Origin of the sequence: Amycolatopsis sp. CFH S0740 (genome assembly GCF_004522315.1) — a bacterium.
Taxonomy (GTDB): domain Bacteria; phylum Actinomycetota; class Actinomycetes; order Mycobacteriales; family Pseudonocardiaceae; genus Amycolatopsis; species Amycolatopsis nivea.
This window is the reverse complement of the sequence record NZ_SDLS01000004.1, coordinates 192,663-215,011: the sequence shown is the minus strand read 5'-3', so window position 1 is coordinate 215,011 and position 22,349 is coordinate 192,663. Positions and strand designations below refer to the sequence as shown.

15 protein-coding genes are annotated in these 22,349 nt (G+C 70.0%); 8 read left to right on the top strand and 7 right to left on the bottom strand.

The window, feature by feature from the left end; genetic code table 11:
* Positions 1-3: 3 nt before the first annotated feature.
* From EIZ45_RS09590 to EIZ45_RS09570, 5 genes are all read right to left on the bottom strand, one after another.
* On the bottom strand, positions 4-1,419 hold the full coding sequence (locus EIZ45_RS09590; protein WP_134662300.1) for a family 2B encapsulin nanocompartment shell protein: 1,416 nt from the start codon (positions 1,417-1,419) through the stop codon (positions 4-6).
* Between the two features lie 49 nt (positions 1,420-1,468).
* Positions 1,469-2,566 (bottom strand): family 2 encapsulin nanocompartment cargo protein terpene cyclase, encoded by a 1,098-nt coding sequence (locus EIZ45_RS09585; RefSeq protein WP_051728961.1) that lies wholly within the window; start codon positions 2,564-2,566, stop codon positions 1,469-1,471.
* A 10-nt stretch (positions 2,567-2,576) separates the two neighbouring features.
* Complete coding sequence (locus tag EIZ45_RS09580) at positions 2,577-3,428, bottom strand: geranyl diphosphate 2-C-methyltransferase (protein WP_134662299.1); 852 nt, start codon at positions 3,426-3,428, stop codon at positions 2,577-2,579.
* A 391-nt stretch (positions 3,429-3,819) separates the two neighbouring features.
* Positions 3,820-4,143, bottom strand: a complete 324-nt coding sequence (locus tag EIZ45_RS09575; protein ID WP_134662298.1) for a multidrug efflux SMR transporter — start codon at positions 4,141-4,143, stop codon at positions 3,820-3,822.
* Positions 4,144-4,145: 2 nt separating this feature from the next.
* A complete protein-coding gene (locus tag EIZ45_RS09570; protein WP_134662297.1) occupies positions 4,146-4,979 on the bottom strand; it encodes an aldo/keto reductase in 834 nt (277 codons plus the stop codon).
* Positions 4,980-5,020: 41 nt separating this feature from the next.
* Between EIZ45_RS09570 and EIZ45_RS09565 the strand changes: the two genes are divergently transcribed.
* From EIZ45_RS09565 to EIZ45_RS09550, 4 genes are all read left to right on the top strand, one after another.
* Positions 5,021-5,641, top strand: a complete 621-nt coding sequence (locus EIZ45_RS09565; protein ID WP_134662296.1) for a TetR/AcrR family transcriptional regulator — start codon at positions 5,021-5,023, stop codon at positions 5,639-5,641.
* 182 nt (positions 5,642-5,823) lie between these two features.
* Positions 5,824-6,207 carry a hypothetical protein gene (locus tag EIZ45_RS09560; protein ID WP_134662295.1) on the top strand — a complete coding sequence of 128 codons (384 nt, stop codon included), beginning with the start codon at positions 5,824-5,826 and terminating at the stop codon, positions 6,205-6,207.
* Positions 6,208-6,254: 47 nt separating this feature from the next.
* On the top strand, positions 6,255-6,893 hold the full coding sequence (locus EIZ45_RS09555; protein ID WP_134662294.1) for a hypothetical protein: 639 nt from the start codon (positions 6,255-6,257) through the stop codon (positions 6,891-6,893).
* Positions 6,894-6,986: 93 nt separating this feature from the next.
* The gene (locus EIZ45_RS09550; RefSeq protein WP_134662293.1) at positions 6,987-8,801 is read left to right on the top strand and encodes a non-ribosomal peptide synthetase; all 1,815 of its coding nucleotides are present in this window, start codon (positions 6,987-6,989) and stop codon (positions 8,799-8,801) included.
* A 114-nt stretch (positions 8,802-8,915) separates the two neighbouring features.
* Here EIZ45_RS09550 and EIZ45_RS09545 read toward each other — a convergent pair whose 3' ends face one another.
* Complete coding sequence (locus EIZ45_RS09545; protein ID WP_134662292.1) at positions 8,916-9,386, bottom strand: HEAT repeat domain-containing protein; 471 nt, start codon at positions 9,384-9,386, stop codon at positions 8,916-8,918.
* A 41-nt stretch (positions 9,387-9,427) separates the two neighbouring features.
* Entirely contained in the window at positions 9,428-12,532 is a 3,105-nt protein-coding gene (locus EIZ45_RS09540) for a non-ribosomal peptide synthetase (protein ID WP_134662291.1), read from the bottom strand.
* Between the two features lie 152 nt (positions 12,533-12,684).
* On the opposite strand from EIZ45_RS09540, the gene EIZ45_RS09535 reads away from it, so the two are divergent.
* From EIZ45_RS09535 to EIZ45_RS46725, 4 genes are read left to right on the top strand one after another with little or no spacing between them, the layout of a single operon-like run.
* Positions 12,685-12,894 carry an MbtH family NRPS accessory protein gene (locus EIZ45_RS09535; RefSeq protein WP_134662290.1) on the top strand — a complete coding sequence of 70 codons (210 nt, stop codon included), beginning with the start codon at positions 12,685-12,687 and terminating at the stop codon, positions 12,892-12,894.
* A gap of 49 nt (positions 12,895-12,943) precedes the next feature.
* The gene (locus EIZ45_RS09530; protein WP_134662289.1) at positions 12,944-19,195 is read left to right on the top strand and encodes a non-ribosomal peptide synthetase; all 6,252 of its coding nucleotides are present in this window, start codon (positions 12,944-12,946) and stop codon (positions 19,193-19,195) included.
* A complete protein-coding gene (locus tag EIZ45_RS46440) occupies positions 19,192-22,086 on the top strand; it encodes a non-ribosomal peptide synthetase (protein WP_134736042.1) in 2,895 nt (964 codons plus the stop codon). Before EIZ45_RS09530 ends, EIZ45_RS46440 begins: the two co-directional genes overlap by 4 nt.
* Positions 22,087-22,108: 22 nt before the next feature.
* Positions 22,109-22,324 (top strand): response regulator transcription factor, encoded by a 216-nt coding sequence (locus EIZ45_RS46725; protein WP_009077456.1) that lies wholly within the window; start codon positions 22,109-22,111, stop codon positions 22,322-22,324.
* Positions 22,325-22,349 lie beyond the last annotated feature (25 nt).

Genomic DNA, 22,349 nt, shown 5'->3' with positions numbered 1-22,349 from the left:
CGCTCAGCCCTCCCGGCCGATTTCGGCGGCTTCCAGCACGGCGAGCGCGTCGGGCACGAGGACGGCGGCGGAATAGTAGGCCGAGACCAGGTAGGACAGGATGGCCTGCTCGTTGATGCCCATGAACCGCACGTTGAGGCCCGGCTGGTACTCGTCGGGCAGCCCGGTCTGGTGCAGCCCGACGACGCCCTGGGACTGTTCGCCGGTCCGCATGAGCAGCACCGAGCTGGTGCGGGTCTCGGTGACCGGGATCTTGTTGCACGGCAGGATCGGCACGCCGCGCCACGCGGGCACCTGGTGGCCGCCGAGGTCGACCGAACCGGGGTAGATCCCGGCCTTGCTGCATTCCCGCCCGAACGCGGCGATCGTCTTCGGGTGCGCGAGGAAGAACCCGGGGTCCTTCCACACCAGCGACAGCAGCTCGTCGAAATCGTCCGGCGTCGGCGGGCCGGTGCGGGTGGGCACGCGCTGGTCGAAGTCGGCGTTGTTCAGCAGGCCGAAATCGGGGTTGTTGACGAGTTCGTGCTCCTGCCGCTCCCGCAGCGCCTCGACGGTCAGCCGCAACTGCTGCTCGGTCTGGTTCATCGGTTCGCTGTAGAGGTCGGCGACCCGGCTGTGGACCCGCAGCACGGTCTGCGCCACGCTCAGCTCGTACTCGCGCGGGGAGGTGTCGTAGTCGACGAACGTCCCCGGCAGCTGCGGTTCGCCGTCGTGGCCCGCGGCGAGGGCGATCTCGGCCTCGCCGTGTTCGTTGCGGGCCGTGCCGCCGCCCGCCACGAAGGCGTCGAGGTGCTCGCGCAGCGGGTCCGAGCGGTTCAGCACGCCTTCGAATTCCTGGCGCGACAACGTCAGCACGGTCGCCGCGGTGACCGCCTTGGCGGTGTACTCCCAGATCCCGTCCGAGGTGGTGAGCACGTTCTCGCCGAAGTAGTCGCCGTCCACGAGCGTGCCCAGCACGGTCTGGTCGCCGTAGGCGCCGACGCCCGCCTTCGTGATCTTGCCGTGCGCGACGAGGAACACCTGGTCGGCGCGGCTGCCGAATTCGGCCAGCACGTCGCCCGGCTGGTATTCGCGCTGCTCGAACCGGCCGGCGAGCTCGGCCAGCGCCTCCTCGTCCTCGAATCCGCGCAGCGGCGCGAGCTCCCCGAGCTCCGGCGGGATGACCCGGACCTCGGAGCCGCTGGTCACGAACGTGACCCGGCCGTCGCCGACGGTGTAGGACAGCCGCCGGTTGACGCGGTACGTGCCCGCGGACACCTCGACCCACGGCAGCACCTTCAGCAGCCACCGCGTGCTGATGCCCTGCATCTGCGGCACGGACTTCGTCGTCGTGGCCAGCTGCCGCGCCGCCGCGCGGCCTAGGCTCAAGGGTTCCTGGTCCTCCACGTCCGCGGAGTCGACCGGGTCGGTGACAGTCACAGCGAAACCACCTTGTCTGGGTTGCGAAGCCTGGGATCAGGGATGCGGGTCAGGATCGGTAGCGAGGATTCGTGGCGTGCCATTCGAAGCCGCCGCCCATCCAGTCCCGGACGCCGGCGAGGAAGCGCTGCAGTTCCGGCGACGGGACCGAGAGCAGGGCGCGGTGCCCCTCCTCGAACTCGCGCACCATCCGGTTGTGCAGCGCGACCGTGGTCTCGACCGCCTCGGAGACCGAGCAGCCCCGGTCGGCGGCGATCTGCAGCACCATGTTGCAGACCGGGTTCTCGTCGGCCGCGTCCTTGGCCACCGAATGGAGGTCGTTGACCAGGACCGTCGCGGTGCCCGCGCGCATCATCGCCTCCCGCACACGCGGGTCGTAGTAGAACGGCGCGGGCAGTTCGTACCCGCCGACCGCGTCGACGAGCGTCATCGACGTGTAGAAGCTGTCGTGCTGGCGGGCCGCCAGGTACTCCCAGGCCGGCGGATAGCGGCCGGTGTGGCGCCACGCGGCGTAGGCGTCCCAGCTGACGAACATCGCGAAGGTCGAGTAGCAGACCCGCTGGACCAGCACCGGCGAACCGTGCCTGCCGAGGTGGTCGACCGCGGAGCGGAACCCGACCCGGATCGGATCGGCCCGCAGCGCCTCCTCCAGCGGCTCGGAGAACTCGCCCGCGGGCGCGACCGGGTCCATCGCGGCCATGACGAGCGCCAGCCGCGGCGGGAGCTCGGTCGGCGAGGCGCCGAGGGAGCTGTCGTCGGCGTAGTAGTCGTCCGCCGCCCACCACACCGCGTTGAGCTGCGCGGCGATCAGCAGCCGGTCGGGGTCGGAGGTGTCCGGGTGGGCGAGCATCACCAGCCTGCCGAACGTGGCCTGCGCGATCTGGTCCAGCCCCTCGCCCTCGAACCCGCAGTCCCGCGCCCACGCGACGAGCCGCCGGTCCACCTCCTCGGCGAGTGGTTCGTCGACCCGGCGCACGACCGGGCAGTACAGCGGCGACGCGCTGCCGTCGCCCCATTCCCGCTCCGCGTAGGCCGGATCGGTCCCGCGCGGCGGCGCGAACTGGGCCGCGATCCGCGCCGCCGAGGTCCCCAGCCCGGCCGGGCCAGCCAGCGCGGGGTGGGGCCGGACCGCTGCGATTCCGGACATGTCGGCCCGCTCAGACGCGGTCGGCGGCGATGAGCAGGTAGTGGAAGCTGCCCTCGCGGTAGGCGGTCAGGAACGGCCCCTCGATGCCGGTCGCGACGGACGACTGCTCGCGCAGCTCCCAGTACGGGATGGTCGCCTCGGTCAGGTCCACGACGTTGATCGGGACGAACCCGTTGGCGGCGAGCGCTTTGAAATAGTCGCCGCGCGCGTGGATATTGCAGATGTAATGCTGGTCGATCTGGCTCACCGCACGCGAACGCCCGCCGGTCAGGTCGTTGTAGCACCCGGTGATGGTCACGAATCGCCCGCCGGGCGCGAGCTGGCGCGCGTGTTCGGCGAACAGCTCGTGCAGATCGACGTACATCGTGCTTTCGTTGTTCCAGATCCCGGCGAAATCGCCGCTTTCGAATCCGGTGTCGAGCATGTTCCGGAGATGGAATCGCACCGAATCGTCGATTTCGCGCAGCCGGGCCTGTTCATTGGCGAAATCGACCTGCTGCTCGGAAATGGAGATGCCGTCCACCCGGCAGCCGAACCGCTGGTGCGCCTGCACGCTCGTGCCGCCGCGGCCGCAGCCGGCGTCGAGCAGCCGGGCGGTGGGCTCGATGTCTCCCAGGTGCTGCAACAAAAACTGCGACTGTGCGGTCTCCAGCCGGTGCATCTCGGCGATGATCGCCTTGTCCCGGTTTTCCCCGCGTCCGTCCAGGACGGACGGATCGTAGTCGCCGATGCCGTAGTGGTGGTGGTAAAGCCCGTCGACGTCGCCGAGGCGCAGGTTGACCGGATCCTTTTCGGCGTTCCAGTAGTCGGCGACCGACTGCTGATACGCGGTGCGGGCAACCGGACGGGCAACAGACGTCATCATGTACTCCCTTTTGGACCGCAATTTCCGGCCGTCACGCGGCGAACTGTGCCGGCGCGCTTCGTCTCGGCGCGAGGCGCTCGGCTTTTCTCCCTCTGCGTCCGAGGCTAGCGAGGATTCTTTTCCCCGGACAAGACGATTCGCGGGAATTCACTCGCGGGCTGGCGGGAGCGGTCCGGCGTGCCTCTTCTGGCCTAGGAAACCGCTCCTGCGGGGTGTTCGCGCGCCGGTCGCCGGGCCACGTTCGATGCCGCCGCGGACACGGGCGGATGACGGATGGCGACAGCCTGTGGACGATGCTGGCAGACGGGTGACGCCCGATGGGCCTAAGCGGTTCCGGGCCGCGGAACTCCGGGGGCCGGGCCGGTCGTGTGCGGGACCGGCCCGGCTGTCACGCGGTCCGGGAGGTCAGCTGGAGCAGGACGACCCCGCCGACGATCAGCGCGAGCGCGAGGATCCGCGCCGCGCTGACCGGTTCACGGAGCCAGAAGATGCCGACGAGCGCGGTGCCGACCGCGCCGATCCCGACGAACACCGCGTACGCCGTGCCGACCGGGACCGTCTTCATGCCGACGTTCAGCACGTACAGCACGAGGACGGTGAGCACCCCGCAGACGAGCGTCGGGACGAGTTTGGTGAAGCCGTCGGTGAGGCGGATGCTGTGCGCCCAGGCGATTTCGAGCAGCCCGGCCGCGAAAACGGCGATCCAGCCCATCGTCACGCCTCGTCGAGCGCGGCGCGAACGCCGGACGGCAGGGCGAGTTCCTGCGCGGCGACGAGGTCGGCGAGGTGGGCGGGATCGCTCGTGCCGGGGATGACGGCGACGTTGGGCGCGAGGTCCAGGAGCCAGGCGAGGGCGAGCGTCGCCGCCGAAACGCCAAGCTGCCGGGCGTGCTCGGCCACTGGCGAGCCCTCTCCGGCCAGAACTCCGTTCCCGAGCGGACGGAACGCCAGGTACGGGATCCCGGCGGCGGTGGTCGCGTCGAGGACGTCCCGGCCGCCGGCGTGTCCGACGTGGTACTCGTTCTCGACGGACGCGATCGGCGTGACCGCGCGCGCCTGGTCCAGCAGATCGAGGGTGACGTTCGAGACGCCGACGTGTTCGAGCAGTCCTTCGTCGCGCAGTTCGGCGAGCGCCCCGACGGTGTCCGCCCACGGGACAGTGCTGTCTGGCATGAATCTGGCGTGCACCAACGGAAGCCGTTCGACGCCCAGTTGTGCGAGGTTGTCCCGGACGGCCGCTTTGACCGCTTCCGGCGCGGCGTCGGCGACGAACCCGCCGTCCGGGCTGCGTCGCGCGCCGACCTTGGTGGCGATGAGCAGGTCCTCCGGATAGGGCCGCAGCGCCTCGGCGAGCAGGCGGTTCGCGACCTCGGGCCCGTAGTATCCGGATGTGTCGATCAGCCGGATCCCCGCGTCGACGGCAGCGCGGACGGCGGCCTTGGCGCGCTCCGGATCGGCCGGTTCGCCCATGGCTTTCGGCCCCGCGAGCTGCATGGTCCCGTAGCCGACCCGGCGCACGGTGCGGCCGGCGAGCGTGAACGAGTGCATGAAGCTGCCCCCAATCAGTTATGTGGACACTGTGTCCACTTTTGACTGTACTCGATCCGGACACGCTGTCCAGATACAGTGACGGGGTGAACAGCAAGCCAGTGACGGAACGGGCGGACGCCGCGGCGAACCGGCAGCGGATCCTCGCCGCGGCCGAGGACCTGTTCGCCACGAGAGGCCCGGACATCACGATGGGCGACCTGGCCGCGGCGGCCGGGGTCGGACGCGGGACGCTCTACCGGCGCTACGACAGCGTCGCTGCGGTGGCGGTCGCGTTACTGGACGAGCACGAGCGACGACTGCAGGAAGCGATGCTGTCCGGGCCGCCGCCGCTCGGACCGGGCGCTGCCCCGCGGGAGCGGCTGGTGGCGTTTTACGACGCGATGATCGATTTGCTGGAGCGGCATTTGCCGCTGGCGCTCGGCGCGGAGACCGGCGCGCGGCGGTATCAGACCGGGGCATACGGGTTCTGGCGGGTTTTCGTGGCGGCGCAGGTTCGCGAGGCCGGGTTGAAGGACGAGGCGCTGCCGGACGTGCTGCTGGCTCCGCTGGCACCCGATCTGTACCAGAATCAACGGCATGAGCGCGGAATGTCGGTAGCGGCGGTGAAGAAGGCGGTGCGTCGGCTGGCCTGTGCGCTGCCGGAGGGGCCCGTGTCATGACGTCCGTGAAGGACTCCTTGAGGGAACCAGATTCCCTCAAGGAGTCCTTCACGGACCGCGAACCCCGCATCGGCCGGGTCGCTTCGGTCTGGGCGGCCACGTCTCTGGCGGGCTGTTCGTGCCCGCCGGGAAGATGACGGCTGAGCGGGCCGAAACCGGCGGAAGCGGAGTAAATTCGCCGGATGAACGGTGGCTCCCCGATGCGGATCAGCTGGATCGCCCTCGCCGTGGTCAGCGCGGGAATCCTCGCGTTCGGGATCGTGGTCGCCATCGCGCCGCCCGCCGGGGACGCCCTGCTCTACCGCACCGACGCGCTCGCCACCGCCGGGCTCGGGTTGTTCGGCGGGCTGATCGCGGCGTTCCCGTTCCGTGCCGGGGAACGGTGGGCGTGGTTCGCGTTGTGGTTCTACCCGGTGTTCTGGCTGGCGCATCTGGTGTTCCGGCTGCCGCCGGGCACGGACCACGTGCACCAGGTGGTCTTCGTGGTGCTGTCGCTGGCGGGGTTGCTGCTGCCGGTGCGGTCGTTCTTCCGGGCTCCGGCCGAGGGACAGCACGCGCGCCGGTAATCCGCGATCAGCGTACGGCAGCGGGTCCGCCGTGTCATCATTCCCGCGTGTCCACGAGAAAGCCCGCTGCGGCAAGGGATTCCGGCCCGGGAAAAGCTGCGGCGAGCGGTCGGGTCGTCGCTCTGCGTGCCGGGTGGTGCTGGATCGCGGTGGTGGTGCTCGGCGCGGGCGCTGCGGTGGGGTTCGTCAGCTCGAGCTCGGTGGCGGCCGCGGCGGGCTTGCTTTTCGGGGTCCTGCTCGCCGCGCTCGCGACGTCGGCGGTGTTCATGTTTTCCGGACGCGGCTGGTTCCTCGTCGGCGGTTTCCTGCTGACCGGCTTCTACCTGGTGTCCGTCGGGGTGACGGCGGTCGGTTACGTCGCGGCGACCGGCGACCGGTACCGCGCGATCGCGGTGTCCTCCGAATGCCATCGGGTCAAGGGCGGCACCGCCTGCACCGCTCGGGTGGACCGGCCGGACGGCACGCTGCTGGTCGATGACCTGTCGGTGAAGTCGCGGATGAAGACCGGCGAGAAGGTCGACGTCATCGAGGACCGGGCAGGCATCGTCGCGCCGCATCGGGCGGACGTGCTCGACCCGGACGCGTTGCCGGTCGACCTGGCGCTGCTGGCGGCGTCGGCGGCGCTGCTGGCCGGAGTGTTCGGCTGGAGCGCGTGGCTCGGGGTCCGGCGGCCGCTGAAACGCTGACCCTGCGGGGATTTCTGCGCGTTCGTCTCTGGCCCGCGCGCCGGCTGCTGGTCATGCTCCAGTCGGAACCGTTCGACGCGGGAGGACGCCTTCATGACCCTGCAGCCTGAACGCGGCGCGGACGTGCCGCTGCCCGACCTGTGCGTGCACGAGCTGTTCGCCCGGCACGCCGCAGCGGCGCCGGAGGCCGCGGCCGTGCGGTACGGCGACGAGCGGCTCACCTACGGCGAATTGGACAGGCGCGCCAACCGGTTCGCGCATCTGTTGCGGGCGCGGGGAATCGGGCCGGAGACGCCGGTCGCGCTGTGCCTGGAGCGCGGGACGACGCTGCTGGTCGCGATGCTCGGCATCCTCAAGGCGGGCGGCTATTACGTCCCGCTCGACCCGGGTTATCCGCCCGAGCGGCTCGCGTTCATGCTCGGCGACTCCGGCGCGACCGTCGCGGTGACCGAACGGGCGCTCGCGGACCGGGTCCAAGCCGCACCGACAGTCGTTCTCGCCGACGAAGCGGACCTCAGCGGCTGGCCGGACACTCCACCGGACGCGAATGTGGTGCCGGACAACCTGATCTACCAGATGTACACCTCCGGTTCCACCGGTCTGCCGAAGGGCGTCCAGGTGACCCACCGCGGGGTCGTCCGGCTGGTGCACGGCTCCGGGTTCGCCGATTTCGGTGCGGGAGAAGTGTTCCTGCTGCTCACGTCGTTGTGCTTCGACGTCTCGACGTTCGAGCTGTGGGGCGCGCTCGCCACCGGCGCGACGCTGGCGGTACTGCCGCCGGGCGTGCCGACCGCGGCGTCGATCGAGGAGGCAGTGCGCCGGTTCGGGGTCACCACGGTGTGGCTCAGCTCCGGGCTGTTCGGGCACGTGGTGGACGACCGGGTCACCGCGCTGGCCGGGGTGCGGCACGTCATCGCGGGCGGCGACGTCGTGCCGCCGGTGCAGGCGCGGCGGGTGATCGAAGAACTCGGGGCCGAGATGAGCAACGGCTACGGACCGACCGAGTGCACGACTTTCGCTTGCGCGCACCGCGGGATGACGGTCGCCGACACCGCCGGGCCGATCCCCATCGGCAAGCCGATCGCGAACACGCACGCGTACGTCACCGATCCTGACGGCGCGCCGGTCGAGCCCGGTGCGCGCGGCGAGTTGCTGCTCGGCGGACCCGGGGTCGCGCGCGGCTATTCCCGTCGCCCCGCGCTGACGGCGGAACGGTTCGTTCCCGACCCGGCGGGCGGCGGTGGACGGCTCTACCGCACGGGCGACGAGGTCGCGCTCCGGCCGGACGGGACGTTCGCCTTCTTCGGACGGCTGGACCAGCAGGTCAAGATCCGGGGTTTCCGGGTGGAACCAGGCGAGGTGGAAGCGGCGCTGACGGCACATCCGCTGGTGCGGTCGGCCGTGGTGGTGCCGCACGAACGCGACGGCGACCGGGTCCTGGCGGCGCACGTGGTGGCTTCGCGCCCCGCGGCGGCTGAGTTGCGGGAGTTTCTGCTCGCCCGGTTGCCCGCGCATTTGGTGCCCTCGTTGTGGTCCTGGCTCGACGAGCTGCCGATCACGCCCAACGGCAAGGTGGACCGCGCGGCGCTGCCGGAGCCGTCTGCCCCGGCAACGGAGTTCGTCGCGCCGCGCACGCCGGTCGAGGAAGCCGTCGCGGAGGTGTGGCGGGAGCTGCTGGACCTCGAACGCGTCGGGGTGCACGACGATTTCTTCGCCGATTTGGGCGGGCATTCGCTGCTGGCGACGCGGGTGGTCGCGTTGCTGGGGGAGCGGTTCCCGGTGGAGTTGCCGGTGCGCACGGTGTTCGAGGCGTCGACGGTGGAGCTGTTGGCGGCTGAGGTGCATCAGGCGGTGGCGGAGTATGTGGCGGCTCTGTCTGATGTGGAGGTTCAGCGCGCGCTGGGGTGAGGTGCCATGGCGATCCTGGCGATGCGGGTGGTTGCGTTGTTGGGGGAGCGGTTGCCGGTGCGCACGGTGTTCGAGGCACCGACGGCGTCGTGGGGCTCTGTCCGAGGTGGACGTTCAGCGTGCACTGGGGTGAACTCGGTCATGGCTCCTGGAGATGAGGACCGGGCTGATGCTCTTGATTTCCTCGAGGAGGTGTGTCGCGCCGCGCCGCACCTCCTCGTCCTTGCTGTGCGTGAGCGGCTCGCACATTTCGGCGGCTACGTCGCGATCGCGGGAGTTGATGCCCAAAACCTCGCTGATCGTCGGGTAGATCCAGTCTGTGTGGTCCAGATTGGCTGTCGCGAGGGCTGTGGCCACCAACCGGAGGCCGAGAGCGTCGAAGCGCCGGAGCAAGGCTTCCGTGGTTGCGTAGGTGACGGCGGTGTCGTTGTCGTCCCGCACGAGGTTCACCAGTGCCGGTTGCGCCTCCGGGACCTCAGCGAAGCGGGCCAGGCCCCAACCGGCGTCGATCCTGTCCTGATAGGCCGGACTGTTCGCCAACGCGAGCAGCGAAGCCACGCATGCCTGTCTCGATTCCGTCTCCACGGGTACACCTTCCCCCGGCACCCGCCGCGGAGCAATGGATTTCAGGCCTGCTCGATGACCACAGCCAGTTCGGCGACCGTCCGAGCGGCGAACAGGTCCCTCAGCGAGACACGGACGCCCAGCTTCTTCCGGATCCGCGCGAGCACCCGGGTGGCCAGCAGGGAATGCCCGCCAATACGGAAGAAATCGTCGTGGACGCTGATTTCCTCCACCCGCAGCACTTCCCGCCAGATGTCGGCGAGCGCGTGTTCGACCGCAGAGGACGGCTCAGCGATCGGCTCCGCTCGGACCGCGTTGTCGGTCGACGGGTCTGGCAGTGCGGCGCGGTCCACCTTCTTGCTCGGCGTCAGTGGCAGCGCGGCCATCGCGACCCACTGCGCCGGCACGAGATAGTCCGGCAGTTGCGACCGCAGGCTCGCCCGCAGCGCGGCGAAGTCCGGCTCGCCGGAAGCCGCGACGACATAGGCGACCAAGGTCCGCTCCGGCAGATCCTTCACCACGACAGCCGCCGCGCGCACCGCGGGATGGGCGTCGAGGACGGCTTCGATCTCGCCGAGTTCGATCCGGAACCCGCGGATCTTCACCTGCCGGTCGAGCCTGCCGAGGAACTCGATGGTCCCGTCCGAGCGGAAACGCGCGAGGTCGCCGGTGCGGTACAGCCGGGTGCCGGTCGAGTACGGGTCCGGCACGAACTTGTCCGCGGTCAGCGCGGGACGGCGCAGGTAGCCGCGCGCCACGCGCAGGCCGCCGAGGTGCAGCTCGCCGGGGACGCCGACCGGAGCCGGGCGTCCGGCGGGGTCGAGCACGTACGCACCGGTCGCGGCGACCGGGCGGCCGATCGGCAGGGTCGGCGCGTCGAGATCGGCGTAGTCGGCCCACTGCAGCGTGCTCGAGATCGTCGCCTCGGTCGGGCCGTAACAGGCCACGAAGCGCCCGGGCAACTGCAGTTCGCGCCAGCGCCGGGCGTCTTCGGTGGTGACGACGTCCGCGCCGACGTTCACCATGTTCAGGCACGCGACCCGCGGATCGCGCGGCGTGAGCACGCCGAGCAGTTCGCGGTAGTAAGCCGGGGTGAGGTTGACGCTGGTGATCCGGTGCCTGCCGAGCTGGTCGGCGAGTTCCTCCGGTTCCCAGAACAGCGGATCGCTCAGCACCACCGACGCGCCGGCCAGCAGCGGGCCGCCGATCTGCTCCAGCGAACCGTCGAAGGCCAGCGACGCGAGCGAGAGCACCCGGTCGGCCGCGGTGATCCCGTACTCGCGCGCGATGACCTGGGCGTGTTCGGCGTAGGAGCCGTGCTGGATCTGGACGCCTTTCGGCCGTCCGGTCGAGCCGGAAGTGTAGATGACGTAAGCGAGATGGTCCGGTTCTACTGTCCAATCAGGACTGTCCGAAGAGGAATCCGCGGTTTGATCGAGGGAGACGACGGGGCAGCCGGTGTCGGCGAACAGCCCGGCATAGCGGTCCTCGGTGACGACGGCGGCGGTGCGGGCGTCCTCGACGAGATAGGCGAGCCGGTCGGGCGGGTTGGCCGGATCGAACGGGACATACGCCGCGCCGGACTTCAGCACGCCGACCAGCGCGACTACCGCGTCGACGCTCCGTTCGAGGCAGACGCCGACGGTCGATTCCGGGCCGAGCCCGTTCGCGCGCAGGTGCCGGGCGAGCCGGTTGGCCGCGGCGTCGAGCTCGGCGTAGGTGAGTTCCTGGCCGGCGCAGTGGACGGCGAGCCGGTCCGGGGTTTCGGCTGCTCGCTGGGCGAACAGGTCGGGGAAACAGCCCGGTGCCACCGCGTAACCCGGGGTCCAGGCCCACTCAGACAGCAGGGCGAGTTCCGCGGCTGGGGTCAGGTTCAGTTCGCTCAGCCGCTGTGCCGGACGGTCGGCGATGCTCTCCAGCAGGCGCTGGAAGCGCGCGGCCAGCCGGTGCGCGGTGGCGGGCTCGAACAGGGCGGTCGGGTAGGTGAGAGTGCCGGTCAGCGAGCCGTCCGGACGGTGCTCGAATTGCAGTCCGAGGTCGAACGACGCGGCCGTCCAGTCCACATCGGACTCCTCGACGGCCAGCCCGGGCAGCCGGAACCGGTGCTCGGGCACCTCGTGCAGGCCGAAGAACGCCTGGACCAGGGGGTTGCGGGACAGGTCGCGGTCCGGTTCGAACTCGCCGACGAGCCAGTCGAAGGGGACGTCCTGGTTGCCGAAGGCGTCCAGCGCGGTCCCGGCGACCTGGTCGAGGAACGTCGTGAACGCCGGGTCGCCGCCGAGATCGGACCGCAGCACGAGGGTGTTGACGAAGAATCCGGCCAGCCCCTCGACCTCGGCCGGGGCGCGCCCGGCGACCGGGCAGCCGACGGCGATGTCCGTGCCGCCGGTGTGCCGGGCGAGAAAGACCTGGTAGGCGGCCAGCAGGACCATGAACGGCGTCGCCCGGCGGGAGCGGCCGAGCGCGGTGAGCCGTTCCGCGAGCGCGGCGGGGACCTCGACCCGGACCGCCGCGCCCGCCGGGTCCCACACCGGTCCGCGCGGACGGTCCGCCGGGAGCTCCAGCGGGGTCAGCCCGGCGAGCCGTTCGCGCCAGTAGGCGAGCTGGCCCGCGAGCCGGGTTTCGGCGTCTTCCCGTTGCCAGAGCGCGAAATCGGCGTACTGGACGGGCAGGGCGGGCAGCTCGGGCAGGGTGCCGGCGTGGAACGCGCGGTAAAGCTCGGCGAGTTCGGCGGCGAGGACGTCCCAGGACGCGCCGTCGAAGGCGATGTGGTGCACGACGATCAGCAGAACGTGCTCGCGCGCGTCGAGGCGGAGCAACCGGGCCCGCAGCGGCAGGTCGGTCGCGAGGTCGAAGGGCACTGCCAGCTCAGCCGCGACCACGGTGTCCAGCTCGCTCTCCGTGACGCCCTCGATCGGCAGCGGCACCGGCTGCGGCTTCCCGACCACCTGGACCGGCACCCCCTCGCGGCTGCGGTACCGCGTCCGCAGCACCTCGTGGCGGGCGACGAACGCGTCGAGCGAACAGCTCAGCGCGGCGACGTCCAGCTTGCCGCGGACTCGCAGCGTCAGCGGGAGGAGGTACTCGGTCCCGCCGGGCCGCAACGCGTCGAGGAACCACAGTCTTTCCTGCGAGAAGGACAGCGGCAGGTCGCCGGGCATGGTCATGGCGCCAGGGTGGCGGTTCCGCTCCGGCGGGCCCAGAGGCGGGACGGTGCGCTCGTTGCTGCGCGTTCTTCTCTGTCGCGCCGCCGCCCGCGCGGGAAGGCTCGGCTCGCGACGGGACGGGTGTGCCCGGCGCGAGGACGAGGAGGACCCGGATGAGCGAGGACGAACGCACCTACGGCGTCGTGCTGAACGACGAGGAGCAGTACTCGATCTGGCTGGTCGGCCGCGACCTGCCGGCGGGCTGGCGGTACGAGGGGAAGCGCGGGCCCAAACAGGAGTGCCTCGACCACATCGACGAGGTGTGGACGGACATGCGGCCGAAGAGCCTGCGGGAGCGGATGCGGGCGGACACTCCGGCTTAGCCGCCCCCGTTCGCCGACCAGCCTCGCCGATCGACCCGCAGGGGGAGCGATGACCACCGAACAGTCCCGGCGCGACGAGCTGCTGGAGCGCTACCTGGCCGCGGCCCCGGTGCCGGACCCGGACTCGGCCCCGGCGGTCCGAGCTGATCGCAGCCGTCCGCTGCCGCTTTCCCCGGCGCAGCAACGGGTCTGGGTGCTGGACCGGCTCCGCCCCGGTGGCACCGAGTACGTGGTGACCGCGGCGTGGCGGCTGCGCGGCCCCCTCGACGTCGAGCGGCTGCGGACGTGCTGGCAGACGATCGTGGAGCGCCACGAAATCCTGCGCACCACCTACGTCGAACGCGATGGGGTGCCAGAACAAGTCGTGGGGGAGCCCGGGGTCGATCTGACCGTGCAGGACGTCCCGGCGGAGGACGTCGAGGCGGTCACCCGGGAAGCGGCCTCGGTGCCGTTCGATCTGGCTCGGGACCGGCCGTTGCGGGTTCGGGTGCTTCGGCAGTCCGCGACGGAGCATGTTCTGCTGCTCGTCGTGCACCACATCGCGTACGACGGGTGGTCGACGTCCGTCGTCGCGCGGGAACTCGAAGCGCTGTACCGCGGGGAGACTTTGCCGCAGCTGCCGGTCCAGTATGCCGATTTCGCTTCCTGGCAACGGGAGCAGGCGGCTAGTGAGCGAGTGACCGAGCAGGTCGAGTTCTGGCGTCGACGGCTCGACGGGGTTGCGCCGCTGACCCTCCCGACGGATCATCCACGCCCGCCCGTGCACGATCCGCGCGGGGACATTCTGCGATTCACCGTGGACGCCGAACTCGGGTCCGCCGTCGCCGCGCTCGGCCGGGCGCATCGGGCGACCACCTTTATGGTGCTGCTGGCCGCGTATCAGATTCTGCTGAGCCGGTATTCGGGACAGGCAGAGGTCACTGTCGGCACGCCGGTCGCCGGGCGTACGCGGGCCGAGGCGCAGGATTTGATCGGGTTGTTCCTGAATACCTTGGTGCTGCGGGCCACTGTGGACGGTTCGGTGTCGTTCGCGGATTTCCTCGACGGCGTTCGTCAGGACACGCTCGATGCGTATTCCCATCAGGACGCGCCGTTTGAGCGGCTCGCCGACGAGCTGGTGCCGGACCGCGATCTGTCCCGAAATCCGCTCTTCCAAGCCATGCTCGTATTGCAGAACACCGCCGACGCCGGATTCGAAGCGGCCGGACTGCTCGGCGAGCAAGTACACTCTCCCTGGCACAGCGCAAAATTCGATCTGACCTTGGAAGTGACTGAGCGGCCGGATGGTGCTTTGGACGCCGTGCTGGAATACCCGGTGGCGCTGTTCGATCGGTCCACTGTGGAGCGGATCGGCGGTCATTTCACCGAATTGCTGCGCGGTATCGTCGCGAATCCTGGTGCGCCGTTGGCGGAACTGCCTTGGCTGAGCGCTGCCGAGAAGGCCGAATTGGGTGGGTGGAACGAAACGGACGTTCCCTTTGCGGGTGGGACGTTGCTGTCGCTCATCGCCGAGGGTGTCGCTGCCGGTGAAGTCGCGGTGGTCGCCGATGGTCGCGAAGTGTCCTATGTGGAGCTAGATGAGCAGTCGAATCAGGCGGCGCATTGGCTTCGCGCGCGTGGGGTGGGTGCTGAGTCGGTGGTGGGGGTTCGGCTGGAGCGCGGCGTGGAGATGGTGGTCGCGCTGGTCGGGATTCTCAAGGCCGGGGCGGCGTATTTGCCGCTGGATCCGGATTATCCCGAGGACCGGTTGCGGTTCATGATCGAGGATTCCGGTGCGGAGGTGGTGATTGAGCCGGGCGATCTCACTGCTCTCGACAAACCTCGACACTCGGTGAATGTCATTGTGCAGCCGGAGAATGCGGCGTACGTGATCTATACCTCGGGGTCCACCGGGAAGCCTAAGGGTGTGGTGATCGAGCATCGCGGGATCGTCAACCGACTGCGGTGGATGCAGGACGAATACGGCCTGACACCCCAAGATCGGGTGCTGCAGAAGACTCCGTTCGGTTTCGACGTGTCGGTGTGGGAGTTCTTCTGGACGCTCTCCGTCGGCGCGACCCTCGTGATGGCTCAGCCGGGTGGTCACCGTGATCCGGCTTATCTCGCCGAGGTCATGGCCGAAGGGATCACGACCGCCCACTTCGTGCCGTCGATGCTGCGGGCGTTCCTGTCCGGACCGGTGCCGTCGCTGCGCCGGGTGCTGTGCAGTGGCGAGGCGCTCCCGGACGAGCTGGCGGAACGGTTCCACCAGCTGATCGACGCCGAGCTGCATAATCTCTACGGGCCGACCGAGGCTTCGGTCGACGTGACGGCGACGCGATGTCTCCCGGGGGAGCCCGTCACGATTGGCCGCGCGATCGCGAACACCCGGGTGTACGTGGTGGACGCCGAGTTGCGCGAGGTGCCGGTCGGCGTGCCCGGCGAGCTGGTCATCGCCGGGGTGCAGCTGGCGCGCGGGTATCTGAACCGGCCGTCGCTGAGCGCCGAGAAGTTCGTCCCGGACCCGTTCGCGCGGCAGCCCGGCGAACGGCTGTACCGCACCGGCGACCTCGCCCGGCGGCTGCCCGACGGCCGGATCGAGTACCGGGGGCGGCTCGACCACCAGGTCAAGATCCACGGCAACCGGATCGAACTCGGCGAGGTCGAGGCGACCCTGCAGACCCATCCCGACCTGCGCGCGGCGGCGGCCGCGGTGCACGACGACCGGCTGGCCGGCTACTTCGTCGCCGAGCCCGGACGCACTCCCGAGCCGGCCGAATTGCGTGCTTATCTGGCGCGCACGCTGCCGGAACCGATGCTGCCGTCGGTATGGCTGGCGCTGGACGCGTTGCCGCTGACCGCCAGCGGCAAAATCGATCGCAACGCCTTGCCCGCGCCGGACGGAGCGCGCACGAGCAACGGTTACATCGCGCCGCGTACTCCGGCGGAGGCAGCGGTAGCCCGCGCGTTCGCGGCGGCGACTGGCGTCGACCGGGTCGGTGCGGAGGACAGCTTCTTCGCGCTGGGCGGCGATTCTCTGCGGGCAATCCGCGCCGTGGGGCTGCTGAACGCGGAGGGAATCGAGGCGAGCGTCGCGGACCTCTTCCGGCGACAGCGAGTGGCCGACTTCGCTGCCGGGCTCGGCGGTCCAGCGGCCGCGATCGAGGCGGTCGAGCCGTTCGCGCAGCTTGCCGCCGGTCAGCGCGAGGCATTGCCAGCCGACGTGACCGACGCTTATCCGCTGTCGCTCGCACAGGCGGGCATGGTGCACGAGATGCTCGCCGGGGCCGACCGCGGGCTCTATCTGAACCAGCTCGGGTACCCGGTGCACGAGGAGTTCCGTCTAGACGCCTTGCAACAGGCAGCGGACCGGCTCGTCGCGCGGCACGAGATCCTGCGTACCTCGATCGACTTCGCCGCGGTTCCGCCGCTGCAGCGGGTGCACGAGACCGCCGTCCTGGACGTGACTTGCGACGATCTGCGCGCGTTGCCCGCCGAGGAGCAGGCCGCGCGGATACGGGAGCACCGGGCGCGCGGGTTCGATCTGCTCAGCCCTTCGCTGCTGCGTCTGCACGTCCACTGGCTCGCCGAGCGCGAATGGCGGCTGTCGTTCAGCTATGTGCATGCGATTCTCGACGGCTGGAGCCAGAATTCGCTGGTCGCCGAGCTGCTCGAGGACTATCGGACCCGCGCGGCGGAGCCGGTCGCACCGCCGCCGGTCCGGTTCGCGGATACGGTCGCCCGGGAACGGGAGTCGCTGGAGTCCACTGTGGACCGCGAATTCTGGGCAGGCCGGCTGCGCGCGGCTGAGCGGTTCGCTGTGCCGTCGGGCTGGGCGGGCGAGGACGACGGGATTTACCGCACGGTGCGGGTGCCGTTCGACGACCTGACGCCTCGGTTGCGTGCGGTGGCTTCGTCGGCCGGGGTGCCGCTGAAGAGCTTGCTGCTGGCCGCGCATCTCACTGTGCTGCGAACGATTTCCGGGCACGACCGGCCGTTTCATACCGGCGTGGTGACCAACAGCAGGCTCGAGCGCGCGGGCGGCGACCAGGTTCGCGGGATGTTCCTGAACACCGTGCCGTTCGTGGTGCCGGCGGACGCGCGCGACTGGCCGGAGCTGGCTCGCGCGGTCTTCGCGGAAGAGACCGCGATGTGGCCGCACCGGCACTTCCCGCTGCCCGCGATGCAGGCCGCGTGGGGCGGGCAGGTGCCGCTGGTCGACGTTTTCTTCAACCACACGGACATGCACGTCCTCACGGAAGCGCAGGTCGATCTGACCGAGGTCGCCGACAGCACGCCCAACGAGTTCGGCCTGTCCGTCTCGACCGTGCCCGGTGCGTTTGTGCTGGAGGCATTCACTTTCCGGGTCGCCGTTGCGCATCTGGAGTTTCTCGCTCGGCTTTATCGGCATGTGCTGGAACGGATCGTTGCTGCGCCGACCTCCGAGCCACGCCGGTCTGGGCTGCCTGCGACGGATCGGGCTGCGCTGCGGCGGAATCCATCGCGGACCGAGCCCGCGGGCCGGATGCTGCCGGAGTTGTTCGAGGCCACCGCGCTGGCGCACCCGGATGCTTTGGCGCTGCGGTGCGGCGACGTGACGCTCACTTATCAAGAATTGTCGGTGCGGGTCGCTAAGCTTGCGCGGTATCTGAAGGAACAAGGAGTTCGGCGCGGGGCGCTGGTCGGGGTGCTGCTCGACCGGGGTCCGGACCTGCTCGTCGCGTTGCTCGCCGTGCACCGGGCGGGAGGCGCGTACCTGCCGGTCGATCCGCGCTATCCGGCGAAGCGGGTTGGTTACGTACTGGCCGATTCAGGAGTGGAGGTGGTGCTCAGCGAAGAGTCGCTGACGGGGTTGCTGGAAGGGACCGGCTGTTCGGCGGTGCTGCTCGACCGCGACGCGGCGGCGATCGCGGCGTGCCCGGCGTGCCCGGCGGATGTTCCCGCGCCACGGCCCGAGGGCGGCGAACTCGCCTACGTCATCTACACGTCCGGCTCCACCGGGCAGCCCAAGGGCGTCCAGATCGGGCACGGCGCGCTGGCGAACTTCCTGCTGTCGATGCGGGAACGGCCGGGTCTCGCGCCGGGTGCGTCGGTGCTCGCGTTGACCACGGTTTCGTTCGACATCTCGGCGCTGGAGCTGTACCTGCCGCTGCTGGTCGGCGGGCAGGTGATCGTCGCGACCGCCGAGGAGTGCATCGATCCGCAGCGGCAGGCCGCGTTGATCGAGCGGACCGCGCCGTCGGTCGTGCAGGCGACGCCGTCGGGCTTGCGGCTGCTGGTCGATGCGGGCTGGACTCCGCCTGCTGAGCTGACCGTGTTCGCCGGCGGCGAGAAGCTGCCGGACGACCTGGCACGACGGCTCACCGCGGGCGGAGCGCGGCTGTGGGATCTCTACGGCCCGACCGAAACGACGATCTGGTCCACCGTCGCCGAACTGGACGGGGACAGCGTCGTCTCGTGGGAACCGGTCGCGAACACGGACGTCTACCTGCTTGGCGACGACCTCGAACCGGTGCCGCTCGGAGTGGTCGGCGAGGTGTGGATCGGCGGCGACGGTCTGGCCCGCGGCTACGCCGGTCGCCCCGGCCTGACCGCGGAACGGTTCGCACCGGATCCGCACGGACTCCACCCAGGCGGACGGCTCTACCGCACCGGCGACCTGGCGCGTCGGCGGCCGGACGGATCGGTGGAGATCCTCGGCCGCGCCGACGACCAGGTAAAGGTCCGTGGCCACCGAGTCGAACCGGGCGAGGTCGAGGCCGTGCTGCGGGCCGACCCGCGGATCCGCGATGCCGCCGTGCAACCGACCCCGTCCGCCGATGGCTGGGAACTGACCGCCTACGTCGTAGCTGAGGCCGCACTGTCCATTGCGGACGTGAGAACAGGACTCTCCAGCGTGCTGCCGGATTACCTGGTACCCAGCGGCTTCGTACTGCTGCCGGAACTGCCGCGCACTCCGGCCGGGAAACTGGACCGAGCGGCATTGCCCGCTCCGGAACCGGCCGTGCGCGAACGCCCGCACGTCGCTCCGCGCGGACCGGTGGAGGAGCTGGTCGCCGGTGTGTGGGCGGAGGTGCTAGGCACGGACGGGATCGGCGTGCAGGACGATTTCTTCGACCTGGGCGGACATTCCGTGGCCGCAACCCGGATCTCGGTCCGGCTCCGCGCGGCCCTGGACGCCGACGTCCCGGTGCGGGCCCTCTTCGACCACCCGACCGTGGAATCCCTGGCCGCTGCGGTGGCCGGTTATCCACGGCTCGCTCAACAACCGGCTGTTCGCGCGACGATCCGTCCACGTGCGGTCGTGAGTGAGGACGCATGAGCGAGACGTTGCTGGACATGGTGGCCGAGGGTGTCGCTGCCGGTGAAGTCGCGGTGGTCGCCGATGGTCGCGAAGTGTCCTATGTGGAGCTGGATGAGCTGTCGAATCAGGCGGCGCATTGGCTTCGGGCGCGTGGGGTGGGTGCGGAGTCGGTGGTGGGGGTTCGGCTGGAGCGCGGTGTGGAGATGGTGGTCGCGCTGGTCGGGATTCTCAAGGCCGGGGCGGCGTATTTGCCCGTGGACCCGGACTATCCCGAGGACCGGCTGCGGTTCATGATCGAGGATTCGGGTGCCGAGATCGTCGTCGAGCCGGGTGATCTCACCGGGCTCGGCGAATCCCGGGAGCCGGTGGAGGTCGTAGTCCGGCCGGAGAACGCGGCGTACGTCATCTACACATCGGGGTCGACCGGCAAGCCCAAGGGCGTGGTGATCGAGCATCGCGGGATCGTCAACCGCCTGCGGTGGATGCAGGACGAATACGGCCTGACGCCCCAAGACCGTGTGCTGCAGAAGACGCCATTCGGTTTCGACGTGTCGGTGTGGGAGTTCTTCTGGACGCTCTCCGTCGGCGCGACGCTCGTCATGGCCCGTCCGGGAGGGCACCGCGATCCGGAGTATCTCGCGGACGTTCTCGTCGCGGAACGGATCACCACAGCACACTTCGTGCCGTCGATGCTGCGCGCGTTCCTGGCCGGATCGGTCCCGGAACTGCCGGTGCGGCGAGTGTTGTGCAGCGGCGAGGCGCTCCCGGACGAGCTGGCGGAGCGGTTCCACCGGCTGGTCGGCGCAGAGCTGCATAATCTCTACGGGCCCACAGAGGCGTCAGTGGACGTCACAGCGACGCGGTGCCTGCCGGGCGAGACGGTCACCATTGGTCACCCGATCGCGAACACTCGCGTCCACCTTCTCGACGGAGAGTTGACCATCGCGGGGGTGCAACTGGCGCGCGGCTACCTGAACCGTCCGGCGTTGACGGCCGAGAAGTTCGTGCCCAACCCGTTCGCGGAGACCCCGGGGGAGCGGCTGTACCGCACCGGCGACCGCGCGCGGCGGCGGGCGGACGGGGCGTTCGAGTATCTGGGCCGGTTCGACCATCAGGTCAAGATCCACGGCAACCGGATCGAGCTCGGCGAGGTCGAGGCCGCGCTGCATGCGCATCCGATGATTGCCGCGGCGGCGGCTGCGGTGCACGAGGATCGGCTTGTCGCTTACTGCGTCTACCGTGCTGGAGCAGCGCCGTCGACGTCTGAGTTGCGGGCGCATCTGGCTCGTACTCTGCCGGAGTCGATGCTTCCGGCGGTGTGGACGTCGCTGGCCGCGCTCCCGCTCACGCCGAGCGGCAAGATCGACCGCAACGCGCTGCCTGCGCCGGACGGCACTCGTCCGGCGTTGGCGGTCGTCTATGTCGAGCCCCGGAATGAGACGGAGGCGGCGATTGCCGAGATTTGGGCGGACGTGCTCGGGGTGAGTCCGGTCGGTATCCATGATCCGTTTCTCGAGCTTGGCGGTCGTTCGCTGGCTGCTACCCGGATCTGTGCGCGGGTCTCGCGCAGCACGGGGCGGCGGTTGTCTGTCGCGGATCTGTTCACTGCGCCGACGGTCGCGGAGCTGGCGGAATTGGTCGCGGCGGCACCGTCCATTGCGGAAGTCCACAGTGGACCGCGCGAGATTTCGGCGGCGCAGCAACGGATGTGGTTTTTGGATCAGCTGTCCGGGCCGTCCGCGATGTACACTATGTACGAGGCCTACCGGTGCACTGGAGAGCTGGACGTCGAGGCGTTGCGGCGAGCGTTGGCGGAAGTGGTCCAGCGACACGAGACCTTGCGGACGACGTTCCGGAGCCGTCGCGGCGAACCGGAGTTGGTGGTGTCCGCCGACGGCGACATTCCGTTGACGGTGGTGGACGGGTCGGCAGAGGAGATCGTCGACGCGGAGCTTCGTCAGCCGTTCGACCTGGCGCGTGGGCCGTTGCTGCGGTGCACGGTGATCCGTGGCGAGCCGGGGCGGTTCACGCTGCTCGCGGTGATCCACCACATCATCGCCGACGACACTTCGATGGAGATCTTCTGGCGCGACCTCGCCGAATGCTACGCAGGGCGGGCGTCCGCGCTGCCGGAGCTGGTCCCAGTTCATACCGCGCCGGACCAGGCGGGTCTCGAGTACTGGAAGTCGGCGTTGGCAGGTGCGCCGCCGGCGATCGAACTTCCGGACAGCCTCCCGCGACCGGCTCGGCAAGCGCAGCTGGAAGGCACCGTTGAGTTTTCCGTGCCACAGCACGTCATCAGCGCGCTCGAAGACGTGGCCACGGAGGCGGGCGCGACGGGGTTTATGGCGTTGCTCGCCGCGTTCGTCCTCGACTTGCGCCGGGCGACGGGGCGGGACGACCTCGTCGTCGGCACCTTCGCGGGCAACCGGCCGTCGGTCGAGGCGGAAGACTTGATCGGGCTGTTCGTGAACACGCTTGCGTTGCGGGTGCGCGTTCCCGGCGATCCGGCGTATCCGGAGGTGCTCGCCGCGGTGCGGGAGGCGGTGGTCGGCGGGTTCCGGCATCAGGACGTGCCGTTCGACCAGGTCGTGGCAGCGCTGCGGCCGCCGCGCGACCTGAGCCGGAATCCGGTGGCGCAGGTGGCGTTCCAGGCGCTCGGCTCGCTCGCGGACCGGCTCCGGCTCGACGGGATCCGCGCCGAGCCGTGGCGGGCCGGACAGGGCGGGAATCCGTTCGACGTGCTGGTGACGGTCCGCGAGCATCCCGACGGCTTGGCCGGGACGCTGCATTACGACCGGGCCCTGTTCACCGAAGCCGCGGCGAAGACGATGGCCGACCGGTTCGTCCAGGTCGTGCACACGGTCGCGACAGCCCCGGGCACGCGCGGTTCGGAGCTGCCGGGGTGAGCGGATCTCCTACACTGGACGGGTGGACGGCGAGGCGGCGTACCGGCCGCAGCTCGGCGAACGCGAGCTGCGGGTGCTGCGGCTCGTCGCCGAGGGGTACAGCAACAGCGAGATCGCGGCCGAGCTCGGCTGGTCGGAACACACGGTGAAGAACGCGCTGTACGACCTGATGGCCCGGCTGGGAGTACGAAACCGCGCCCATGCGGCGGCTTACGCGGTGCGGAACGGGCTGATTTAGGACCGCGCTGGGACGACTCGGCGCG

Coding starts and splice junctions, on each gene's coding strand:
- EIZ45_RS09575 (WP_134662298.1), bottom strand. CDS start 4,143: ATGGGCTGGATCGCCGTTTTCGCGGCCGGGCTGCTCGAAATCGCCTGG.
- EIZ45_RS09550 (WP_134662293.1), top strand. CDS start 6,987: ATGACCCTGCAGCCTGAACGCGGCGCGGACGTGCCGCTGCCCGACCTG.
- EIZ45_RS09585 (WP_051728961.1), bottom strand. CDS start 2,566: ATGTCCGGAATCGCAGCGGTCCGGCCCCACCCCGCGCTGGCTGGCCCG.
- EIZ45_RS09535 (WP_134662290.1), top strand. CDS start 12,685: ATGAGCGAGGACGAACGCACCTACGGCGTCGTGCTGAACGACGAGGAG.
- EIZ45_RS09580 (WP_134662299.1), bottom strand. CDS start 3,428: ATGACGTCTGTTGCCCGTCCGGTTGCCCGCACCGCGTATCAGCAGTCG.
- EIZ45_RS09540 (WP_134662291.1), bottom strand. CDS start 12,532: ATGACCATGCCCGGCGACCTGCCGCTGTCCTTCTCGCAGGAAAGACTG.
- EIZ45_RS09570 (WP_134662297.1), bottom strand. CDS start 4,979: ATGCACTCGTTCACGCTCGCCGGCCGCACCGTGCGCCGGGTCGGCTAC.
- EIZ45_RS09530 (WP_134662289.1), top strand. CDS start 12,944: ATGACCACCGAACAGTCCCGGCGCGACGAGCTGCTGGAGCGCTACCTG.
- EIZ45_RS09560 (WP_134662295.1), top strand. CDS start 5,824: ATGAACGGTGGCTCCCCGATGCGGATCAGCTGGATCGCCCTCGCCGTG.
- EIZ45_RS46440 (WP_134736042.1), top strand. CDS start 19,192: ATGAGCGAGACGTTGCTGGACATGGTGGCCGAGGGTGTCGCTGCCGGT.